Origin of the sequence: Pedobacter sp. AK013, assembly GCF_014205835.1 — a bacterium.
Lineage (GTDB): Bacteria > Bacteroidota > Bacteroidia > Sphingobacteriales > Sphingobacteriaceae > Pedobacter.
Genome location: NZ_JACHCQ010000017.1, coordinates 1 through 16,971, shown reverse-complemented (window position 1 = coordinate 16,971; position 16,971 = coordinate 1). Strand labels below are relative to the sequence as shown.

Genomic DNA, 16,971 nt, shown 5'->3' with positions numbered 1-16,971 from the left:
TAGCCCAAGGATAAAAAATATCATCCCTTTAGGGAAGCTGCTTTCATCCACCTCATTTTCGATCTTATCTGATGTGTTTATTGTTTTCTTTTCAACCTTCATTGCTAGTACTGTATAATAGATTTGACTATATCTATGCCAAAAAGATTAACAGAAGAAAATTTTATTTTTATTGGTTAAAACATTTACATTAAAAGATTGCTCATCTTTATTTTCCTGCTCAACGTGTTACATAGCATAACTCAGCAGCTTTCTCCTTAAAAAATCATTTTCAGCAATACCTACTCTAAGCTTAGAGAAAATATAATCCGCTATTTTTGCCAAACACATCCCACCAAACACTTAACAAACAAACAATAACCTGCTAACCTTAAGGAAACATTGATTGGCTATTTTACTAGTACGTTTGTTTGCCGTAAGAAAAAATAAGCAACAACGTTTCAATAAAACAGCAAGCTATGAAACAGCAGGCCCGAACGATTCCTGGAAAACTTGTAGATTTTGATTACAACAAATACAGATTACCCACTTTTGTGATGCAGTTTAGACCATCCGTATACCAGGATGGCGATTGCTTTTACGCGGTATTATCCTTTGAAGAGGAACACGATGTTTCAGGTCTTGGAACCTCACCCGAAGATGCGTTGATAGACTGGAATGATAAAGTATGCGAAATGCTTGCCTTATCAGGTCCTTTACGCACATCGTTAAGTGCCAAGAACAAATAAACTGCCACAAGAACCGGCAGATTGAACCCTTTCCTAAATTTATTCTGATGAACCACAATATATCTACCGGCCTGGTATTTTATCAGGATTATAATGATCAACCGAATTTTCTCGGCAATTGCTATTTTGAAATCAAAAAGCCATGCGATTGTTCGATGATCCAACTCCATCATTTTTATTTACTATTGAAAAAGGGAAATAAAGTTTCGCCTGTTGACCTGCCCTTAAAGATTTTCAATGCAGCGTTTCTGGCATTCTGCTACAATGGCAAAAAGCTGGTTGGCATTTCGGCTATCAAAAGGCCTACTATTTCTTACCTGCAAGAAGTGTATAAAAAAGCTGGTATTATTACAAACATAGATAAACCGTTTTTAGAGATTGGGTATTCCTTCACTCGAGAATCAGTCCGTAAAAAGGGAATCAGCAGCACATTAAAAAGAATGCTACTCAAAAAAATCAGTTATCATCATGGTATTGTATTTTCTACCACAGCAACCCCCAGCAGTCAGCGTTTTCTCGTAGCCAATGGTTTCCGAGCAAAAGGCAATCCTTATCAGGGTAACTTCGATAATAATATCATTTATTTTGAACGTAATAAGTGGTGCTAAATTGCGGCGCATTGACTAATTGCAAGCCAAACAGGAGGTTCAAAACAGGATAATTTTTACACCTCAACCTTTTAAGAACAGCAAATAAAAAGCTGCCTTGTATTAAGGCAGCTTAAGACTGTAGCGTTAAATTTAATCTTTTTCATCTAAAAGATATAATCCAAATTCTGCAAGCGTCGGATTCAATCTTGAAGATAAAATCTTAAACCTTACTTTTTTTGTGGTAACGGCATTAAATTTTAATAAACGTTTATAGCCCACTGTTGTGCCCGAGGAGAAATTTATCCATTGCTTGCCATCAAAATATTCTGCTTCAAATTTCTCTATTCTTTGTCCGATGGCAATATTTTCCTGTAACGACAATATATTAAAGGTTACATCTTTAGACCAGTTTAATTCAATTTTCGTAGTGGTATCTTTGCCAAGCGTTGTAAAATAAGTATTCAATTTTCCATCAAATAAAGCCTTTGTATTTTTACCGGATATTGCACTAAGTGTTGCCATTTTAGCAATGTTATTAGAGAATGTGCTTCTCATTTTTTGTCCAAAGGCAGCTAAATTCCGAACATCGCTTTCAGCTATTAATCCATCGGTATTGGGTGGAATATTTAAGAGTAAAACCCCATTTCTACCCACAGAAGTAAAGTAAACTTCCATCAGGCGCTTCGGTGTTTTTACCTTTGCATCTTCATTAGTATGATAAAACCATCCCGGACGGATACTAACATCGGTTTCGGCCGGATACCAAACCAAGCCTGTTGCATTAACTAATTTACTTCTGCTGCCACGATCCTGGTCTTTATAGGAGCCAGATAATGTTGGGATTACATTTACTTCCTTTTGTGATAATGCTGCAATCTTCTCCTGGCTCTGTTCGGCCATAGGCAAAACGCTCCATTCTGTTTCACGACCAACGCCTGTTTCTGTACCCACCCAGCGTACATCTGGTCCCTGAACAGCAATAACCGCCTGTGGCTGCAATTTTCTAATTAATGTGTACCAGGTATCAAAATCATAAACCTGTTTTTTGCCATTGGGTCCTTCTCCGTTTGCGCCATCAAACCAAACCTCATCTACTTTGCCATACTGGGTTAACAGCTCGGATAATTGGTTTACGAAATAAGTGTTGTAAGCATCTGATCCATAAGATGGGTTATTACGGTCCCAGGGTGATAAATAAATACCAAAACCGATATTGTATTTTCTGCAGGCATCTGCAACTTCTTTTACGATATCTCCTTTGCCATTTTTGTATGGTGTATTTTTTATACTGTGCGTTGTAAATTTACTTGGCCATAAGCAAAAACCATCATGATGTTTAGCCGTGATTATAGCCTGTTTAAATCCCGCAGCTTTAATGGTTTTTACCCATTGTTCAGCGTCGAGCAACTTGGGATTAAATTTAGAGATATCTTCTTTACCATCGCCCCACTCCCGATCAGTAAAGGTGTTAATCCCAAAATGAAAAAAAGCAGTTAGCTCTAAAGTTTGCCAGCGCAGTTGCCTGGGCGATGACACAACATTAGCTGCTTTTGCTATTATACTGCTTTGATTATCTGTTTTGGAAATACTTACAATACTTTTTTGTTGCCCGTAAGCTTTAACGGTTAATAATAAGGATAATACAATTAGTGTTTTCTTCATTTGTTAATTTTGTGTGTGTGTTAAGTTTTGTTTTTTCATAAGGCTAACAAATATTTGGATTAAAAAGGCGCGCACAGAAAAGTTCCGAATTAAACTAAGCCAATAAGATTAATTAACTTTTTAATCAGCTACAATCTTGACAAACTGGTTAGTATGGTACAGTTCGCAAACTGAAATACCATTTTTAGAAAAGAGAATACAACTTCTTAATCATTAGCGTGTATGAAAATAAAACTAAAGACAGATTATTTGTTAAACATATTCAGCAAAATGATCAGTTTAATAAGCTAATCTTGAACACGAAAATTTGAAAAGTTTGGTCTTTTAATTACTTTTACCTATCTGTAAAGCTAAATTTACTAAAATCATGGCGGATGCACAGGAAAAAAGCAAATGGGACTCTTATAACGGCACTTCTCCACTTATTGTCCTATACAGTAGCTTTCACCCAATAACAGCAGAAATGGAGGTGCTTATTGATGCCCTCACCTTCCCAGTTAGCTTCCGTAAGAACAGGTACATTATTTCCCCAATAGACCGCAATAGATATCTTTACCTGATTTTAAAAGGAGTAGTAAGGGGATTTTACAAGGACTCAGGAACCGAGATTACTTCATGGATATGCCAGGAATATGAAATAGTTGGAACCATCCGCAATCTATGGACTGCAGAAGAATCAGACGAATACCTCCAGGCGATAGAGGATGTAGATTTGATTGCCATACCTCATGAACTCTCGACTATGCTTTATGAAAATTTTGCGGAAGCAAACATCATTGGAAGAAAGATCATGGAACTTTATTACAGAGCAGCATATGACAGAGGGTTTATCTGCCAGATTCCATCTGCTACTGGCCGCTATAAACATCTGCTTCAGGCTTTCCCCTGGATGATTAACCGTGTACCGCTCCGGTATATTGCTTCATTCCTTGGCCTACGGCTGGAAACGCTGAGCAGGATCCGATCAAGCGAAAACAAAAGAACATAATACAGGACATATACTATTTTTAATTCTATTATTCACGATCTGATGAAAGCATGAAAATATTAAAAGCTGCCGAAGCATTTGACAAATCAGCAAAAATATACCAGGAAAAATTTATGGATGTTAGCTTGTATAATGAAGCTTTCAAGGTATTTTTCGATAATATAACAACAAACAATGCCAGTGTTTTGGATATTGCCTGCGGCCCTGGGAACATCACCAAATACCTGTTGGATAATAGACCTGATTACCGAATTTTGGGGATCGATCTGTCATCAAAAATGCTCAAACTTGCCAAGATCAACAATCCTAAAGCTCAATTCCAACTTATGGACTGCCGCGAGATCGACACTATAGGAGCGAAATTTAACGGAATTACCTGCGGCTTTTGCCTACCCTATCTAACACAGCAAGAAGCCATTAATCTAATTGCAAATGTTTCTAAATTGTTAAAACCAAATGGTATTTTTTATCTAAGTACCATGGAAGAGGACGAAAATAATAAATCAAGGTACCAAATATCCAGTACAGGCGACCAAGTATATGTAAATTACCATAAAGAAGATTACTTATCTACTGCACTCGAGGAGAACAACTTTGAAACCCTCATTTTAAAACGCTATAGTTCTCCTGATAAGGATGGTTTAATCATCACAGATCTGGTGCTTGTTTGTAAAATTAAATAACCTAAGCCACACACTGAGCGGGTTTATATAATTTTGGGCAACTATATGTAACCTGGGACAGAAATTAAACAGAAAAACTGACTTATTCAATCCTCCTCACACTAACTTCTGATTTCCCTACGCATAAAAAGATAATAAGACAGCGCAAAACAGGCAATACTACCTGCCAGAAGTCCGGTAAGTTGTGGCCACACAATCATCAGGCTCTCCCGTAACGGAAGCGGCGAAGGAATAGCACCGGAAAGCTGCTCCATGCTCATTGGCCCTAAACTTCTGATAGATGGCATAAGCATGGTAGTTGCACCATCGCTATATAACTGCCCAGGAGCAATGCGCATAACATTCATAATCAATTCATTATAAGCCATTGTCTCACTTTGAGTCAGATAAGCAGCATCTGGTAAAAATGCCCTAATAGCCAGATTAACTACGATCGGATAAAACACCGTAAAAAACAGCCAGATTCCCAGGGCAGTTAAGGCTGAGGTGGCCGCATGACGAAAGGCAACCGAAAGCATAATAGACAGGCTTAAATAAAAACCAACATAAACCATGGTAAGTGCAGCAAAGCCAAGAATTCTCAAGAGTTCCTGAGGTTCAATCCTTACCCCGGTAATAAACAGTCCTCCACCAATCATCAGCAATGTGAGGGAAATAAATAGCGTCGCGATAATCAGCATTGCGCTGTAGAATTTAGCTAGTAAGATGTTGTCGCGGTATATAGGTTGGGCTAACAATCTGGTCAACGAGCCGCTGTTCTGTTCAGAATTAATAGCATCGAAGCCCATAGTAATACCAAGCAATGGAGCTAAAAAACTCATCAGGATATGAAAAGGCGGCATAGATCCGTCTGTAGCAGTAAGCAGCTTAAGATAAAAAAATGCATGATCAGGGTCATTGACATTGGTAAAGGCTGTCCGAATGTTAGACATGGAAATGTACAATGAAGCAAAAAAAGTGAGCACCACCAGAGCCAGCAGCAGGATAAAACGCCAGCTACGCACATGATCCGACACTTCTTTTCTCACCATCACCTTAAAAGGGCTAAGCTGGTAAGTTTCCTTTGAATTATTTTTGTTTATTGCCCAAAAATGGCTTTCACTAAGCGCTTTCATGCTCTGGGATTAAATTTGTGTTTTTTTCGAAATATTTCTCATAGATCTCATCTAGTCCGTATTGTTTTTGGCTTACAGCCTCGATATCGGCCCCCAATTCAATAAGCCCACGAATGAGTTTTGGGGTAATATTCTGAGTTGTATTAAATTGCAGGTTCACACCGCTAATATTCAGGCTATTAAATTCTGGCCAAGTACTAAATCTATCCTTTATTACATCAAAATCTGTTGGTATTTTGGTGAGCTGAATGTTGGTTTCTACACCGGTGCTTCCGAAGAGCTCAGAGGAGAGTGTAGGCAGATCTCCGGTAGCAAGCAACTTTCCATCTACGAATATGCCTACCCTGTCACACACCTGCTGAACATGATGAAGGTGGTGTGATGAAAGCAATACAGTTAAGCCCTGCTCCTGTTGCAGCGATTTGATCAGCTCAAGAAACTCCTTTACCCCGTTCGGGTCTAGTCCTAAAGTAGGCTCATCCAGGATAACCAGTTTCGGTTTTTTGATGAGCACTTCAGCCAGTCCCAACCTTTGCCTCATACCTCGTGAATAATTGGAGGCAGGCTTATCTGAAGCGGCCTTCAGTCCTACCAGTTCCATCACATTGCGGGCATTCTCGGTTATTCCCTTTTCTGCCAGCCCGTTAAGCCTTGCCATATATATCAGGTTTTCAAGACCGGTTAACTGTGGGTAAAAACCCAGATTATCGGGCATATAGCCCACCATTCGCTTTACCTCAATCGGATCTCTTGTGGCATCATGGCCACAAACAATGGCCGAGCCGCTATCGGGTTCAGTTAGGCCGAGCATCATGAGTATACTGGTCGTCTTACCTGCGCCGTTTGGCCCCAATAGTCCAAATATTTCGCCATGGGGAATCTTTAGGTTGAGTTTATCAACAGCAACATGCGAACCATAACTTTTGCATAGGTTCTTTAAATCTATGATGGCTTCCATCTTTCTAGTTGAAGATTTTAGTATTTCTTAAAAGTGGTTACCTACGACCGTATTTACGGATGAGCACATATACTACCGAAACTGCCAAGGCGATAATAAGTATACCGATCCAGCCAGAAAGTACTGAGGTTTTAACGAAGATTCTAAAGGCTGCCTGAGCATTGGCATTGTTACCTCCTAATGTAAAAGTAGCGCTATAGTCTCCGGCAATTGTTTTATCTGGCACTTTAAGCGTTGCTTTAATGGTTACTTTTTTCCCGCCATCCAATCTTTCAATCTGGCTTGGCGAAAAACTTGCTTCCCATCCGGTGGGCAGTTGAGAAGAGATACTCAGCGAGGATAGTGGCAAGGTGCCTGTATTATGCAATTCAAGCTCAATATCTTTATGAGAACCGGCTGTAAGCTCTTCACTCAACCTTCCACTCGGCGTACTAAGGCTGGCACCATAAGATCCCTTAACCACAGCTTCCAGTTGCAACGGCAATGTTAGCGAAGACGATACGGCTTTGATAGGAATAATGTATTTCCTGGCAGCAGCATTACCGGATGCAGTAATTTCGATGGCTATTTCCCGGGTTTGGCCACCCGCTAAGTTAACAGAAGTAACCTGGTTACCATCTACACGGTAGCTAATCTGCCATCCTATAGGCAGCTCCGATTTGAGTTCATAAACTTGTTGGGTAGCTGTTCCGTTGTGTAGTGAGGCTGAAAAGCGGAATGGTTCATTAACGGCCGATTCGATGTTAACCAGCTTAGCCGAAAATTCGGATGTCCCTTTCGGAGCATCTTGATTTTGCGCATAAAGAGGTTTCGTTGCAGCAAAAAAAGTTAATAATAAAAGTGTGCGAAATAAGCCTTTTCGCAAGGGATCGGGTAGTAATTGTACTGACATAATCTAAACCAAAATATTAATAATTGCTCTAAAAAATGCTTTCTGATTTCGTTATCTGATTAGGCTTCAAAACAAAAAAAAGTTGCATTTTTTTCAAAACATTTTAACATTTTTTAACAATTCTAGCGGATTAAAATGCAATCTATTGTAAGTCCTACCCGGACCTTTTAAACTACAATTATTAAGATAATGATTAAAACAGTAACAATTAAGCAACTTATAATGAATACACTAACCTATTTTAATTTAACAACCACTTTACCTTTTGCACGTCCGCTCGTAACATATTCCAATGCCTCATTTGTCTGCTCAAAAGCATATACCTTATCTACCACAGGTTTTAGGATATCGGCTTCAATCAATTTTGTAATCTCGCCAAGCTGGCTTCTATTGGCTTTCATAAAGAGAAAATTAAAATCGACATGACGTTTTTTTGCTTTGCGCCTAATGCCAAAACTAATCAGTGATAATATGGCCTTTAAGTACCATGGTAGGCCCATTTCTTGTGCAAAACCAGGCGTTGGTGGCCCGGAGATGGAAATAACCTGGCCTCCTGGCTTTAAGATATTAATTGATTTTTCGAGAGTTTTATTATCCTGGCTATTAAGTACCACATCGTAATCTTTCAGCAGTTTTTCAAAATCCTCCGTTTTGTAGTCAATCAATATATCCGCCCCAGTGTTTTTACCATTTCAAAACTTTTGGTACTGGCAGTGGTCGCAACTGTTGCACCAAAATACTTTGCCAATTGGATGGCTATAGTCCCCACCCCTCCAGAACCTGCCTGAACAAACACTTTCTGCCCTTCTTTCAGTCTGGCACGCTCAACAAAAGCTTGCCACACGGTAAGTGCAACCAGTGGAATAGAGGCAGCTTCCTCCATTGTCAAGTTTTTAGGTTTAAAAGCTACATCGTTTTCACTGATGGCAATATATTCGGCAAATGCACCGATATGAAAATCTGCCGGGCGCGAGTAAACTTCGTCTCCAACTTTAAATTTCTTTACATTCTTTCCAACCTGGGTAATGATGCCTGCAACATCATGCCCCAAAATCAAGGGAAACTTATAAGGCAGCAATAATTTAAACTCTCCCGTTTTAATTTTTGTATCCAAAAGATTTATGCCTGCTGCATGAATCTCGATTAAAACTTCATCATCACCAACTTTAGGTGAGGAAACATCTACTAGCAGAAGTCTGTCTTTGGTATATTTGTTTATGGTGTATGCTTTCATGTTAGTTTTGTAAAAGTTGATGGGTTTTCTTTGGATTGATTAAATTAAATGCAGTTTTTGGAAAAAGCCTGTTAATGATGTTAAATATTTTCGCATCGCCCACACGAATTGTATAATGGTTATGGGATAAACCGTTAATTAGTCCTTTTACCATCTCTTGAGTCGATATTTTTTTATCATTTCTTTCTGCAGTCATCTCGGTAGCAACGAGTGGGGGAATAAGCTCAAATACCTTTAGCTTACTGCCAATAATTTTTAAATGCTCGCGAAGTGAGACGGTATAAAATGCCAGTGCACTTTTTGAGGAAGAATAGGTGGCCTCTATCAGAGACGGAGCCAGGCTGAGTATAGAGGTAGTATTAATTATCGCACCCTCCTCCCTGGATTTAAGCATATCCATAAAAAGATTATTTAGCCTGATTACGCCCAGATAATTAACCTCCATTTCGTATGCTGCACCTTCGGTGTGTTTAGTGTTTGCAATACCTAAATTGGCTGGAGGAACCAGCACCGCCGCATTATTGTACAAAATATCGATACCGCCCAGTTCTTTTACTTGATTAAAAAGATCTTTTGCATCGCTCTCATTGCCGGCATCACTTCGAATGGCAGTAATGGCTGGATATTTATTTTTGGCTGCATTCAGTTTCTCCTGGTTCCTACCGGTAATAATCACTTCCGCTCCTATTGCTAAAAACTGTTTCACAGCTTCAAGCCCTATACCCGATGCACCACCGGTGATCAGGATTGTTTTTCCTTTTAAGTTCATTATTTTTTGATTTTAGTTGGGTTTCCCATCGAAAAACGGACTAAATAATTTGTAATACATCAACATATTTTATACCTTTTAGTATATTCTAAAACAAAAAAAAAGTTATTTTTCATAACGGGCCAATTCATCTTTTAAACTTTTCACTAAGGCAAGCATCGGCTTGGTTACTTCCATGGCCCGGCACATTACCGTTGCACCTTCAACAGTAGCGACAAGCTTAAAAGCAAAATTTGCAGCATCAAGTTCCGGAGTAAACTCTCCATTGTTGATACCACTTTGCAGAAGAGCAGTAAGCTCCTCCTGGCCATTCCTAAGAACTTTTGCCACCTTTTTCTTCAGCCAGGGATAATTATCATCAGTTTCAACAGCGGTATTAAAAATAGGACAACCACCTGGAATCAGCGTATTAATTGGATCCTTATAAAAATCAATAAATGCCCAAACCTTGGCTTTAATGGTCTTTTTTGTAGAAACAACTGACCTGATGCGTTGAGAGAGCTTATCCAAAGAATAGTCTATGACTTGTGCGGAAAGATCGTCTTTTCCATCAAAATGTCCATAAAGCGCACCTTTTGTTAAGCGCGTTGCAGCCAGAATCTCATCAATAGTTACTCCGGCAACACCCTTTTCGTTATATAAAGGCATGGCTGTTTCTAAAATAAACTGTTTTGTTTTCTCTGCTTTTGATAACATGGCAATAATTTCCGTCATCAAATATACCAAAAGGTTTATTTATCAAAAGAAAAACATAATCAAATTACTTTATTATTACATCTTAAAAAAGAGTACTTAGCCCAGGCGAAGTGATATCACTGAAGCATAGCAGAGGGATATAGCGGAAAAAAGGATTTGATTTTTATGTAAAGCAAGGTCCTGTGCTTGGATCAGTCCTTCTTTCCGCTTCTATCTTTTTGTGAATGTTATTGCATAAATGATTAGCTGTGTAGCAAAAAGTATAGCCGCTACAATAAGGTTTATTTAACCAAGGTCAGTACAACAAAACATAAATAAACGCTCCTTTCCTTAACACAGTCGTCGCTCTGAATTCAGATCTCATTACCATTTGGCAAGTTCATATTATTTCATAACAATACCAAAAATGTCCTACCTTTTGAGGGTTAAAATTCCTTATCACCAAATTCACTGGTAGGAAGTTTAGATTTACCTGTAAGTTTGTTCAGGTTAAAGCTGAAATTTAGTAAAAAAACATCGGTTTCATAAATATAGTTGGTAGTAGTATAAAAGTCTTTTCCGAATGTTGTTATCCTTTGCCTGTTTGATTGTTTCATGCCAAGATCCATATTCTGCCACTGTAGGGTTGCAGAAAAACGACCGTCCATAAATGTTTTCTTAACAGCGGTATTGGGAACCAGAAATTTTGAATCTTCGCCCTGTGCAGTGGGCCGTTTCGATAAATAATTTACATTTCCCTGCATACTCCAGGTTTTGCTCAGTTTGAAACTGGTATTGGCATTTATAGAATAAACCCAGTTCGCATTATTTACGACCGACCTACTACCCAGTACATTTAAATCTCCAGATACCTTATAATTATAAACGTTCCCACCCAGGTATAGGGTCCACCACATAACTGGCTGTAGATTGGTCCCTAGCTCAAGGCCAAAGGAACGTGCTTTTTCTGCATTCGTAAATACCCTGTTCAGGATCGTATCGGCATAAACACTATTTACGCGCTGTATAGGATTTTTGATGTTCTGAAAATATAGGGTTGTAAAAAAAGAGCCCTTTTTAAAGTTTCTGGTCAATCCGAGTTCTACAAGATCAATAAAAGAGGGTTTTAGGTCTGGGTCGCCTTGTTCTAATGTTTCTGAATGTTCTCTTTCAGGTATAGGGTTCAGCTCATAATTATTGGTACGCTGTATCCTTCTGGAATAGCCAGTCTTTAACTTTAGCCCATCGTTAACATTGTAAAGCAAATTCAGGGAAGGAAAAAGGTTGGAAAGGTCTAGCTCATGGGCTGCCGGATCATAAGATAGATTTAACGTTCTGGTGGCATACTCATAACGCAGTCCGCCAATGTATTCCAGTTTATCCTGTTTGCCAGAATACTGTGTGTAAAGGGAATGGATCTGGTTCTTTGCTTTGGCATTCCCTCTAAACCGGTTGGCATCTAACTGCGAAGTTGCCGGGGTAACAAAATAATCAAACTGGCCGTCCTGGGTATCATATCTGAACTGATAACCGCTTTCCAGTTTCCCCTTACCAATATTAACGGCGTAATCTAACTTAAACCTATAGCCATTAATGGGGTTTTTATAGGGATTAAAAACATACTGAATAGTGTCTGACGTATTTGGATATCCCAGATTCCGGTTCCTGGTATTACCATAAAGATTAGCATTTTCATACAGCACTGATGCGCTCAGCGAAGATTTATCTGCAAAAGTGTGTGTATAATCCAGATTACCCAGCGTAAACGTACCTTCCTTTGTTTGCAGGTTAGAGTTGTAATAAGTGGTTGATCTGATTGGTAGCCCTGTTGAAAGATCTGATGTACTATTGTTGTAAACGAGGTCTGCCAATCGTGCCTGATAACGCTTCCCGCTAAAAAAGCCAACAGAAAAGGAGTTGCCTTTATCTGGGGTGTAAACTGCAGATAATCTGCCTGCATAGTTATATTTATCAAAACTACGCTCTCCGTTCGAGGGAAAACGTGTAATGGTATTATTGGTAAAATTCTTAGTGTACACATCTCCTTCGCGATAGCCTGCGTTATCATTTCTAAGGTAATTCCCTCCTACAGAGATATCCCATTTATCTTTTCTGAAGTTCAGCGTAACATCGCCACCAAAGCGCTTGGGCTTTTCCTTATTATCATAATCGGTTGTACTTGGAAGTCCGGCCTGGGCATTTGCTGTTAATGTAAATCCGTCGTTGGCACCTTTCCTGGTCACAATATTAATAATACCTGCCTTTCCATCAGGATCATATTTTGCAGAGGGCGAGGTAATCAGTTCTATATTTTGCAGGCTGTTGGCCGGTAACTGACTTAAAACAGTCTGTGCATCGGTAAGTACTGGCTTGCCATTCACAAGCACAAGAAATCCTGTCGATCCCCTAACGCTGATCTGCCCCTCTCCATTAACAGAAACAGAAGGCAGGTTCTTTAGCACATCAACTGCGGTTCCACCTTTTGCGCTTTCAAACTGGTCTGCACGATAAGATTGTTTATCAATCTTATTGGAGGCATTAACCTTCCCACTGCTAATGTTTACCTGGTTTAGCAACTCGCTGGTTGGAATGAGTGTAACCGAACCTAGGTTAACCACTCTTGTATCATTAATGTTTACAGGAATAAACCTGTTTTTATATCCAATATAAGCTATTTTCAGTACGTATTGGCCAATCTGCAGCTTGCTGATTTCGAATGATCCGTTTGGCCGGGTTAATACACCTCCAACCACTGTAGAGTCTGCTTTTTTTAAGAGTGCCATGCTGGCATATTCGAGTGGCTGTTTGGTCTGCTGATCGATAAGAATACCTTTAAGCGTAACATTTTGAGCTTTAATGGCCAAACTAAAAAAAACAAGTAAAAGAAGTGTGATGGATCTGGAGAGTTGCATAAACGGTATACTAATATGATTAATGATCTGCTATTATAAAAAGGGTATTAAATTTTGTAAAGAAGCAGCTAAAATTCCATTTATCACGGTATATATGAAAATAATATGGTACTAAACAAGACTTGCTCGATAATTTTGGGGTGTAAAGCCAGTGAAACGCTTAAAATACTTTACAAAATGCGATGTATCATTAAAACTGAGGCTAAAACTTATTTCGGCAACAGTGTTATCTGTATAAATAAGCAAGCGCTTAGCTTCATTGATAATGAATTCTGAAAGTACCACTGAAGCAGAGGTTTTCATTTCTTTTTTACATGCCAGGTTTAGGTTCTGCGGAGAGGTATTCAGTTTGTCAGCATAATGGGCAACACTATTTTTTAACTGTTTTTCCTGGCTCAAAATTTCCCGGAACTGATAACACAGGCCATTACCATCTTGTTTTCTGCCTGTAAGTAATAATTCCCCTCTAGCCTGGATCTTGGCTAATAAAGCCTTTAGCAATCCTTCTATCACTGTATTGGATAGATTACCTGCTGCTTCTATCTCATCTACGAGCAATTGAAAGATCTTATTAACGGATGCTGCATTTTTCAACTGTAAAACGGCATTTCTGCTTAATTGCAACAATAGCCTACCAATCTCCTTGTCGATACTCTGATCAATAAAGCCCTTTTTAACGATAGCAACAAAGCCCTCAGGTTCAGATGTAAGCTCCCAGTAGTGCATTTGCTCTTTCCTAACAAAAAAAACACTATTAGGAAAAATCTCAAAACGCTGCGAATCTATATAATGAAACCCCTTTCCACTGGATAAATAGATAATTTCGAAATAGCTATTGTGTTTATGTGGAGCGGTAGTGCGCACCCCCTTTTCTAAAAGGCGATACTTTAAGCATCCTGTTCTCCTGAATTTTGTTTTTAACAGTAATAGGTATGCTCATGAGCTAAACTTAGATTTTCTTATTCGCATTATTATGGAGATAAATTAACGTGTTTAATCACATCATTTTTTTTCCAACAAATATAACTCCCTTTTGAGTCTTCCAAAACTCTTTTTTAGCAGTCTTAATACAGATGATGTTTTTTTGCCGGAGGCATTTTTCAGAATTGGCCCATCTCCAACATCAGCCATTTTAAATGTTTACCATTTAATATTTCAATCAATCAAAACCATCGGCTAATTCGCCTTGTTCATTAGATATCAACCTTTAAAAAACAGTAATTATGGCAAGTACAAAAACAGCTGCCAAGAGCGCAGCAAAAACCAGAAAAATTGAGGACGCTGAATTCCATGAATTCTTCGTCGATGAGTTAAAAGATATTTATTGGGCAGAAAAACACCTGGCAAAAGCATTACCGAAACTTCAAAAGGCATCAACAAGTCCAGAACTTGCAGCAGCCTTTGAAAAACATGCTTTAGAGACGGAAGAACATGTTGCAACACTGGAAGAAGTATTTGAACTTTTGGAAGAAAAACCTGTCGCAAAAAAATGTGATGCGATGGCCGGGCTTCTGGAAGAAGCAAATGGAATTATTTCTGACACAGAAAAAGGAACGATGACACGTGATGCCGGGCTTATTTTAGCAGCACAAAAGGTAGAACACTATGAAATTGCCACTTATGGAACCTTGCGGGTATTTGCGCAAAATATTGGCCGTGATGATATTGTTGACCTTTTGAGCCAGACGTTAGAAAATGAAAAAGCAACAGATGTTGCGCTCACTGAAATTGCAGTGGGTGCAGTAAACGCGCAAGCGGTTTCTGAATAATAGAATAAGAGCTGGCCTGAACCAATTTACAGGCCAGCTTCATAAAAAAATATCAAAACAACCCTTATAATCATTCTGGCCCACCTGCACACCAATAATGTCGATACATTACAAGGCTGAAAAAATTTCAGCTCTGATACTGAAAAAATTTCATAAAAAATGAAAAATTTTCAGAGAGAACCGTTAATCAGTCGACCCTAATCGCCTTGGCACAGCACTTGATACCCTTGAGGTGTAACCTTAAAAGAAGGTTAAAGCGTTAAATTAATTGATTTATAGTCCATTTATTATTAAAACATTAAAAGGAGAAAAACTATGACATTGGTTAAATTCAATCCAGAAAAGAAGAACAGTTCATTATTGCCAGGCTTTAATGATATCTTCGAATCCGTATTAGGGGATACCTTTTTTAACGATCGTCGTCTAAGCAGCGTACCTGCAGTCAACATTTCCGAATCTAATGAAGAATATCACATCGAACTGGCGGCACCTGGATTAAAAAAAGAAGATTTCAAGGTGTCGGTAGAACGGGATATGCTGACCATTTCTACGGGGCAGCATACTGAAAACAATACTGAGGGTAAAACCTATAACAGAAGAGAGTATAGCTATTCTTCATTTACCAGGGCATTTACCCTTCCAGAAAGTGCCAATGTTGAGCGCATTGAGGCCGCTTATACAGATGGTATACTCAAACTCAATATTCCAAAAAAAGAAGAAGCTAAAGCGATCTCCAGACAGATCGAAATACAGTAATCTCCCAAGTGCCGCCAAATGCGGCACTTTTTATTTTTTATTAATTAATGTATTGAAATCCCTTTAGAAAAAATATAACAGCTTGGCTATGGAAACCCGTTTCACCATCAATATCAGCCTCCAGGGTCCGGGTGGAAAAATCACCTATGGCAAATTTTCTCTTGGCCGGGATAAAAAGGAAGCGAACGAAATTTTTTCAAGTTTAAAAGGTAATGCTGAAAATGTTTCCGGATGTTCATTAAAAATAGAATTCCTGGAAGAAATCATGGGTTTGCCCGTTCCTATCGGCAGAATAAACTGCTGTTTGGATGAGCTAAAAGAAAATATTGCCATTATTTCCAAGGAAATATTCCGAATTGCCCACCTGGAGAATGGAAATATTGATTATTGATTTGAGTGATTTAAAAAAGTCAATAGATTTGATATTTTAATCTTCAAAGGTCAGCAAAGTATTACTGAATAATTAAATAAGTAACATAGAAAAAGGGAATCGTTTTCAATATCCCCTTATGTAAATTACTCAAGTATGCAGGTCTTTGTTTTTATTATGACATCAACAGGTATAATCGATCTTAAATTTTGCCTTCAAATTTTTCGATAGCGCCAGCGCTAATGGGGGTAAAAAAATTGACCAGGTTCCCATCTGGATCGCGGAACAGCAACGAGCGATTGCCCCATGGCATTGTTGTTGGTTCCTGTACTAAATAAGCATCCAGGAAAGCAGACTGCTCCTGGTAAATCCTGTCTACATCATTTGTGATGAATTCAATTATTGCCGTGCGGTTTTCGGCAGCTTTAACCACTTCTGATCCCCCGAAGAACTGTAATGTTCTTGTACTTCCAATAGCGAGCGTTGCGTTAGCAGTTTGAAGCTCCGCAAAGTCTTCTGTAAAGCGAATACCCTTTAATTGGGTAATCTGCTCATAAAATTCCATTAATTTACTGACATTATCAGTAATGATCCTGATCGAAACGAGATTCATAATTTGTCTTTAATTTATTCAGAACAAATTTCTGAAAGCTTTATGACAGCTGTTTGTCAGAGGTGTAATTTTTATTTTGTCCAGAAGAGGAAACAGGTGTTATTTCACATGAAGATTTTGCTTATCTGCAAAGAAATTATTCAAATCCCCCCAACTTTTCCGGGATCAAGCGGAAAAGTTGGGGGGGGATGTTTTAAGCATATATTTTCGACAATCTGAATAAGAAGAATTTAATATCCCTTACACCTCTTGAGGTT

18 protein-coding genes are annotated in these 16,971 nt (G+C 38.7%); 7 read left to right on the top strand and 11 right to left on the bottom strand.

Annotated features, from left to right (window positions below):
• Positions 1-458 precede the first annotated feature (458 nt).
• Together HDC90_RS12775 and HDC90_RS12770 are read left to right on the top strand one after the other, a co-directional pair.
• A complete protein-coding gene (locus HDC90_RS12775; RefSeq protein WP_184466911.1) occupies positions 459-728 on the top strand; it encodes a hypothetical protein in 270 nt (89 codons plus the stop codon).
• A gap of 47 nt (positions 729-775) precedes the next feature.
• The gene (locus tag HDC90_RS12770) at positions 776-1,336 is read left to right on the top strand and encodes a hypothetical protein (protein ID WP_184466909.1); all 561 of its coding nucleotides are present in this window, start codon (positions 776-778) and stop codon (positions 1,334-1,336) included.
• A 132-nt stretch (positions 1,337-1,468) separates the two neighbouring features.
• On the opposite strand, the gene HDC90_RS12765 is transcribed toward HDC90_RS12770, so the two are convergent.
• The gene (locus HDC90_RS12765; protein WP_184466907.1) at positions 1,469-2,980 is read right to left on the bottom strand and encodes an alpha-L-fucosidase; all 1,512 of its coding nucleotides are present in this window, start codon (positions 2,978-2,980) and stop codon (positions 1,469-1,471) included.
• A gap of 367 nt (positions 2,981-3,347) precedes the next feature.
• On the opposite strand from HDC90_RS12765, the gene HDC90_RS12760 reads away from it, so the two are divergent.
• Both HDC90_RS12760 and HDC90_RS12755 read left to right on the top strand, forming a co-directional pair.
• Positions 3,348-3,968, top strand: a complete 621-nt coding sequence (locus HDC90_RS12760) for a Crp/Fnr family transcriptional regulator (RefSeq protein WP_184466905.1) — start codon at positions 3,348-3,350, stop codon at positions 3,966-3,968.
• Positions 3,969-4,018: 50 nt separating this feature from the next.
• A complete protein-coding gene (locus HDC90_RS12755) occupies positions 4,019-4,651 on the top strand; it encodes a class I SAM-dependent methyltransferase (RefSeq protein ID WP_184466903.1) in 633 nt (210 codons plus the stop codon).
• 101 nt (positions 4,652-4,752) lie between these two features.
• Here HDC90_RS12755 and HDC90_RS12750 read toward each other — a convergent pair whose 3' ends face one another.
• From HDC90_RS12750 to HDC90_RS12715, 9 genes are all read right to left on the bottom strand, one after another.
• Entirely contained in the window at positions 4,753-5,766 is a 1,014-nt protein-coding gene (locus tag HDC90_RS12750; protein ID WP_221451845.1) for an ABC transporter permease, read from the bottom strand.
• The gene (locus HDC90_RS12745; RefSeq protein ID WP_184466901.1) at positions 5,753-6,724 is read right to left on the bottom strand and encodes an ABC transporter ATP-binding protein; all 972 of its coding nucleotides are present in this window, start codon (positions 6,722-6,724) and stop codon (positions 5,753-5,755) included. Before HDC90_RS12745 ends, HDC90_RS12750 begins: the two co-directional genes overlap by 14 nt.
• 37 nt (positions 6,725-6,761) lie before the next feature.
• Positions 6,762-7,616, bottom strand: coding sequence for an NEW3 domain-containing protein (locus HDC90_RS12740; RefSeq protein ID WP_184466899.1), 855 nt, complete (start codon positions 7,614-7,616; stop codon positions 6,762-6,764).
• A gap of 236 nt (positions 7,617-7,852) precedes the next feature.
• Entirely contained in the window at positions 7,853-8,281 is a 429-nt protein-coding gene (locus HDC90_RS25540; protein WP_255497628.1) for a zinc-binding dehydrogenase, read from the bottom strand.
• Entirely contained in the window at positions 8,278-8,850 is a 573-nt protein-coding gene (locus tag HDC90_RS25535) for an NADP-dependent oxidoreductase (RefSeq protein WP_255497627.1), read from the bottom strand. Before HDC90_RS25535 ends, HDC90_RS25540 begins: the two co-directional genes overlap by 4 nt.
• A 1-nt stretch (position 8,851) precedes the next feature.
• Positions 8,852-9,619, bottom strand: coding sequence for an SDR family oxidoreductase (locus tag HDC90_RS12730; RefSeq protein ID WP_184466897.1), 768 nt, complete (start codon positions 9,617-9,619; stop codon positions 8,852-8,854).
• 105 nt (positions 9,620-9,724) lie between these two features.
• Positions 9,725-10,315: a TetR/AcrR family transcriptional regulator gene (locus HDC90_RS12725; RefSeq protein WP_184466895.1), complete on the bottom strand. Its 591-nt coding sequence runs from the start codon at positions 10,313-10,315 to the stop codon at positions 9,725-9,727.
• A gap of 425 nt (positions 10,316-10,740) precedes the next feature.
• A complete protein-coding gene (locus HDC90_RS12720) occupies positions 10,741-13,206 on the bottom strand; it encodes a TonB-dependent receptor domain-containing protein (protein ID WP_184466893.1) in 2,466 nt (821 codons plus the stop codon).
• Positions 13,207-13,317: 111 nt separating this feature from the next.
• The gene (locus HDC90_RS12715; protein ID WP_221451844.1) at positions 13,318-14,070 is read right to left on the bottom strand and encodes a helix-turn-helix domain-containing protein; all 753 of its coding nucleotides are present in this window, start codon (positions 14,068-14,070) and stop codon (positions 13,318-13,320) included.
• A gap of 359 nt (positions 14,071-14,429) precedes the next feature.
• On the opposite strand from HDC90_RS12715, the gene HDC90_RS12710 reads away from it, so the two are divergent.
• From HDC90_RS12710 to HDC90_RS12700, 3 genes are all read left to right on the top strand, one after another.
• Positions 14,430-14,975, top strand: a complete 546-nt coding sequence (locus HDC90_RS12710; RefSeq protein ID WP_184466891.1) for a ferritin-like domain-containing protein — start codon at positions 14,430-14,432, stop codon at positions 14,973-14,975.
• A gap of 315 nt (positions 14,976-15,290) precedes the next feature.
• On the top strand, positions 15,291-15,731 hold the full coding sequence (locus tag HDC90_RS12705) for an Hsp20/alpha crystallin family protein (protein ID WP_184466889.1): 441 nt from the start codon (positions 15,291-15,293) through the stop codon (positions 15,729-15,731).
• Between the two features lie 88 nt (positions 15,732-15,819).
• The gene (locus HDC90_RS12700; protein ID WP_184466887.1) at positions 15,820-16,122 is read left to right on the top strand and encodes a hypothetical protein; all 303 of its coding nucleotides are present in this window, start codon (positions 15,820-15,822) and stop codon (positions 16,120-16,122) included.
• A 181-nt stretch (positions 16,123-16,303) separates the two neighbouring features.
• Here the strand turns inward: HDC90_RS12700 and HDC90_RS12695 are convergent, their stop codons facing one another.
• Complete coding sequence (locus HDC90_RS12695; RefSeq protein WP_184466886.1) at positions 16,304-16,714, bottom strand: VOC family protein; 411 nt, start codon at positions 16,712-16,714, stop codon at positions 16,304-16,306.
• Positions 16,715-16,971: the final 257 nt, after the last annotated feature.

Coding starts and splice junctions, on each gene's coding strand:
- HDC90_RS12740 (WP_184466899.1), bottom strand. CDS start 7,616: ATGTCAGTACAATTACTACCCGATCCCTTGCGAAAAGGCTTATTTCGC.
- HDC90_RS12725 (WP_184466895.1), bottom strand. CDS start 10,315: ATGTTATCAAAAGCAGAGAAAACAAAACAGTTTATTTTAGAAACAGCC.
- HDC90_RS12750 (WP_221451845.1), bottom strand. CDS start 5,766: ATGAAAGCGCTTAGTGAAAGCCATTTTTGGGCAATAAACAAAAATAAT.
- HDC90_RS12705 (WP_184466889.1), top strand. CDS start 15,291: ATGACATTGGTTAAATTCAATCCAGAAAAGAAGAACAGTTCATTATTG.
- HDC90_RS12745 (WP_184466901.1), bottom strand. CDS start 6,724: ATGGAAGCCATCATAGATTTAAAGAACCTATGCAAAAGTTATGGTTCG.
- HDC90_RS25535 (WP_255497627.1), bottom strand. CDS start 8,850: ATGAAAGCATACACCATAAACAAATATACCAAAGACAGACTTCTGCTA.
- HDC90_RS12770 (WP_184466909.1), top strand. CDS start 776: ATGAACCACAATATATCTACCGGCCTGGTATTTTATCAGGATTATAAT.
- HDC90_RS12755 (WP_184466903.1), top strand. CDS start 4,019: ATGAAAATATTAAAAGCTGCCGAAGCATTTGACAAATCAGCAAAAATA.
- HDC90_RS12720 (WP_184466893.1), bottom strand. CDS start 13,206: ATGCAACTCTCCAGATCCATCACACTTCTTTTACTTGTTTTTTTTAGT.
- HDC90_RS12730 (WP_184466897.1), bottom strand. CDS start 9,619: ATGAACTTAAAAGGAAAAACAATCCTGATCACCGGTGGTGCATCGGGT.
- HDC90_RS12775 (WP_184466911.1), top strand. CDS start 459: ATGAAACAGCAGGCCCGAACGATTCCTGGAAAACTTGTAGATTTTGAT.
- HDC90_RS12760 (WP_184466905.1), top strand. CDS start 3,348: ATGGCGGATGCACAGGAAAAAAGCAAATGGGACTCTTATAACGGCACT.
- HDC90_RS12710 (WP_184466891.1), top strand. CDS start 14,430: ATGGCAAGTACAAAAACAGCTGCCAAGAGCGCAGCAAAAACCAGAAAA.
- HDC90_RS12695 (WP_184466886.1), bottom strand. CDS start 16,714: ATGAATCTCGTTTCGATCAGGATCATTACTGATAATGTCAGTAAATTA.
- HDC90_RS12700 (WP_184466887.1), top strand. CDS start 15,820: ATGGAAACCCGTTTCACCATCAATATCAGCCTCCAGGGTCCGGGTGGA.
- HDC90_RS12765 (WP_184466907.1), bottom strand. CDS start 2,980: ATGAAGAAAACACTAATTGTATTATCCTTATTATTAACCGTTAAAGCT.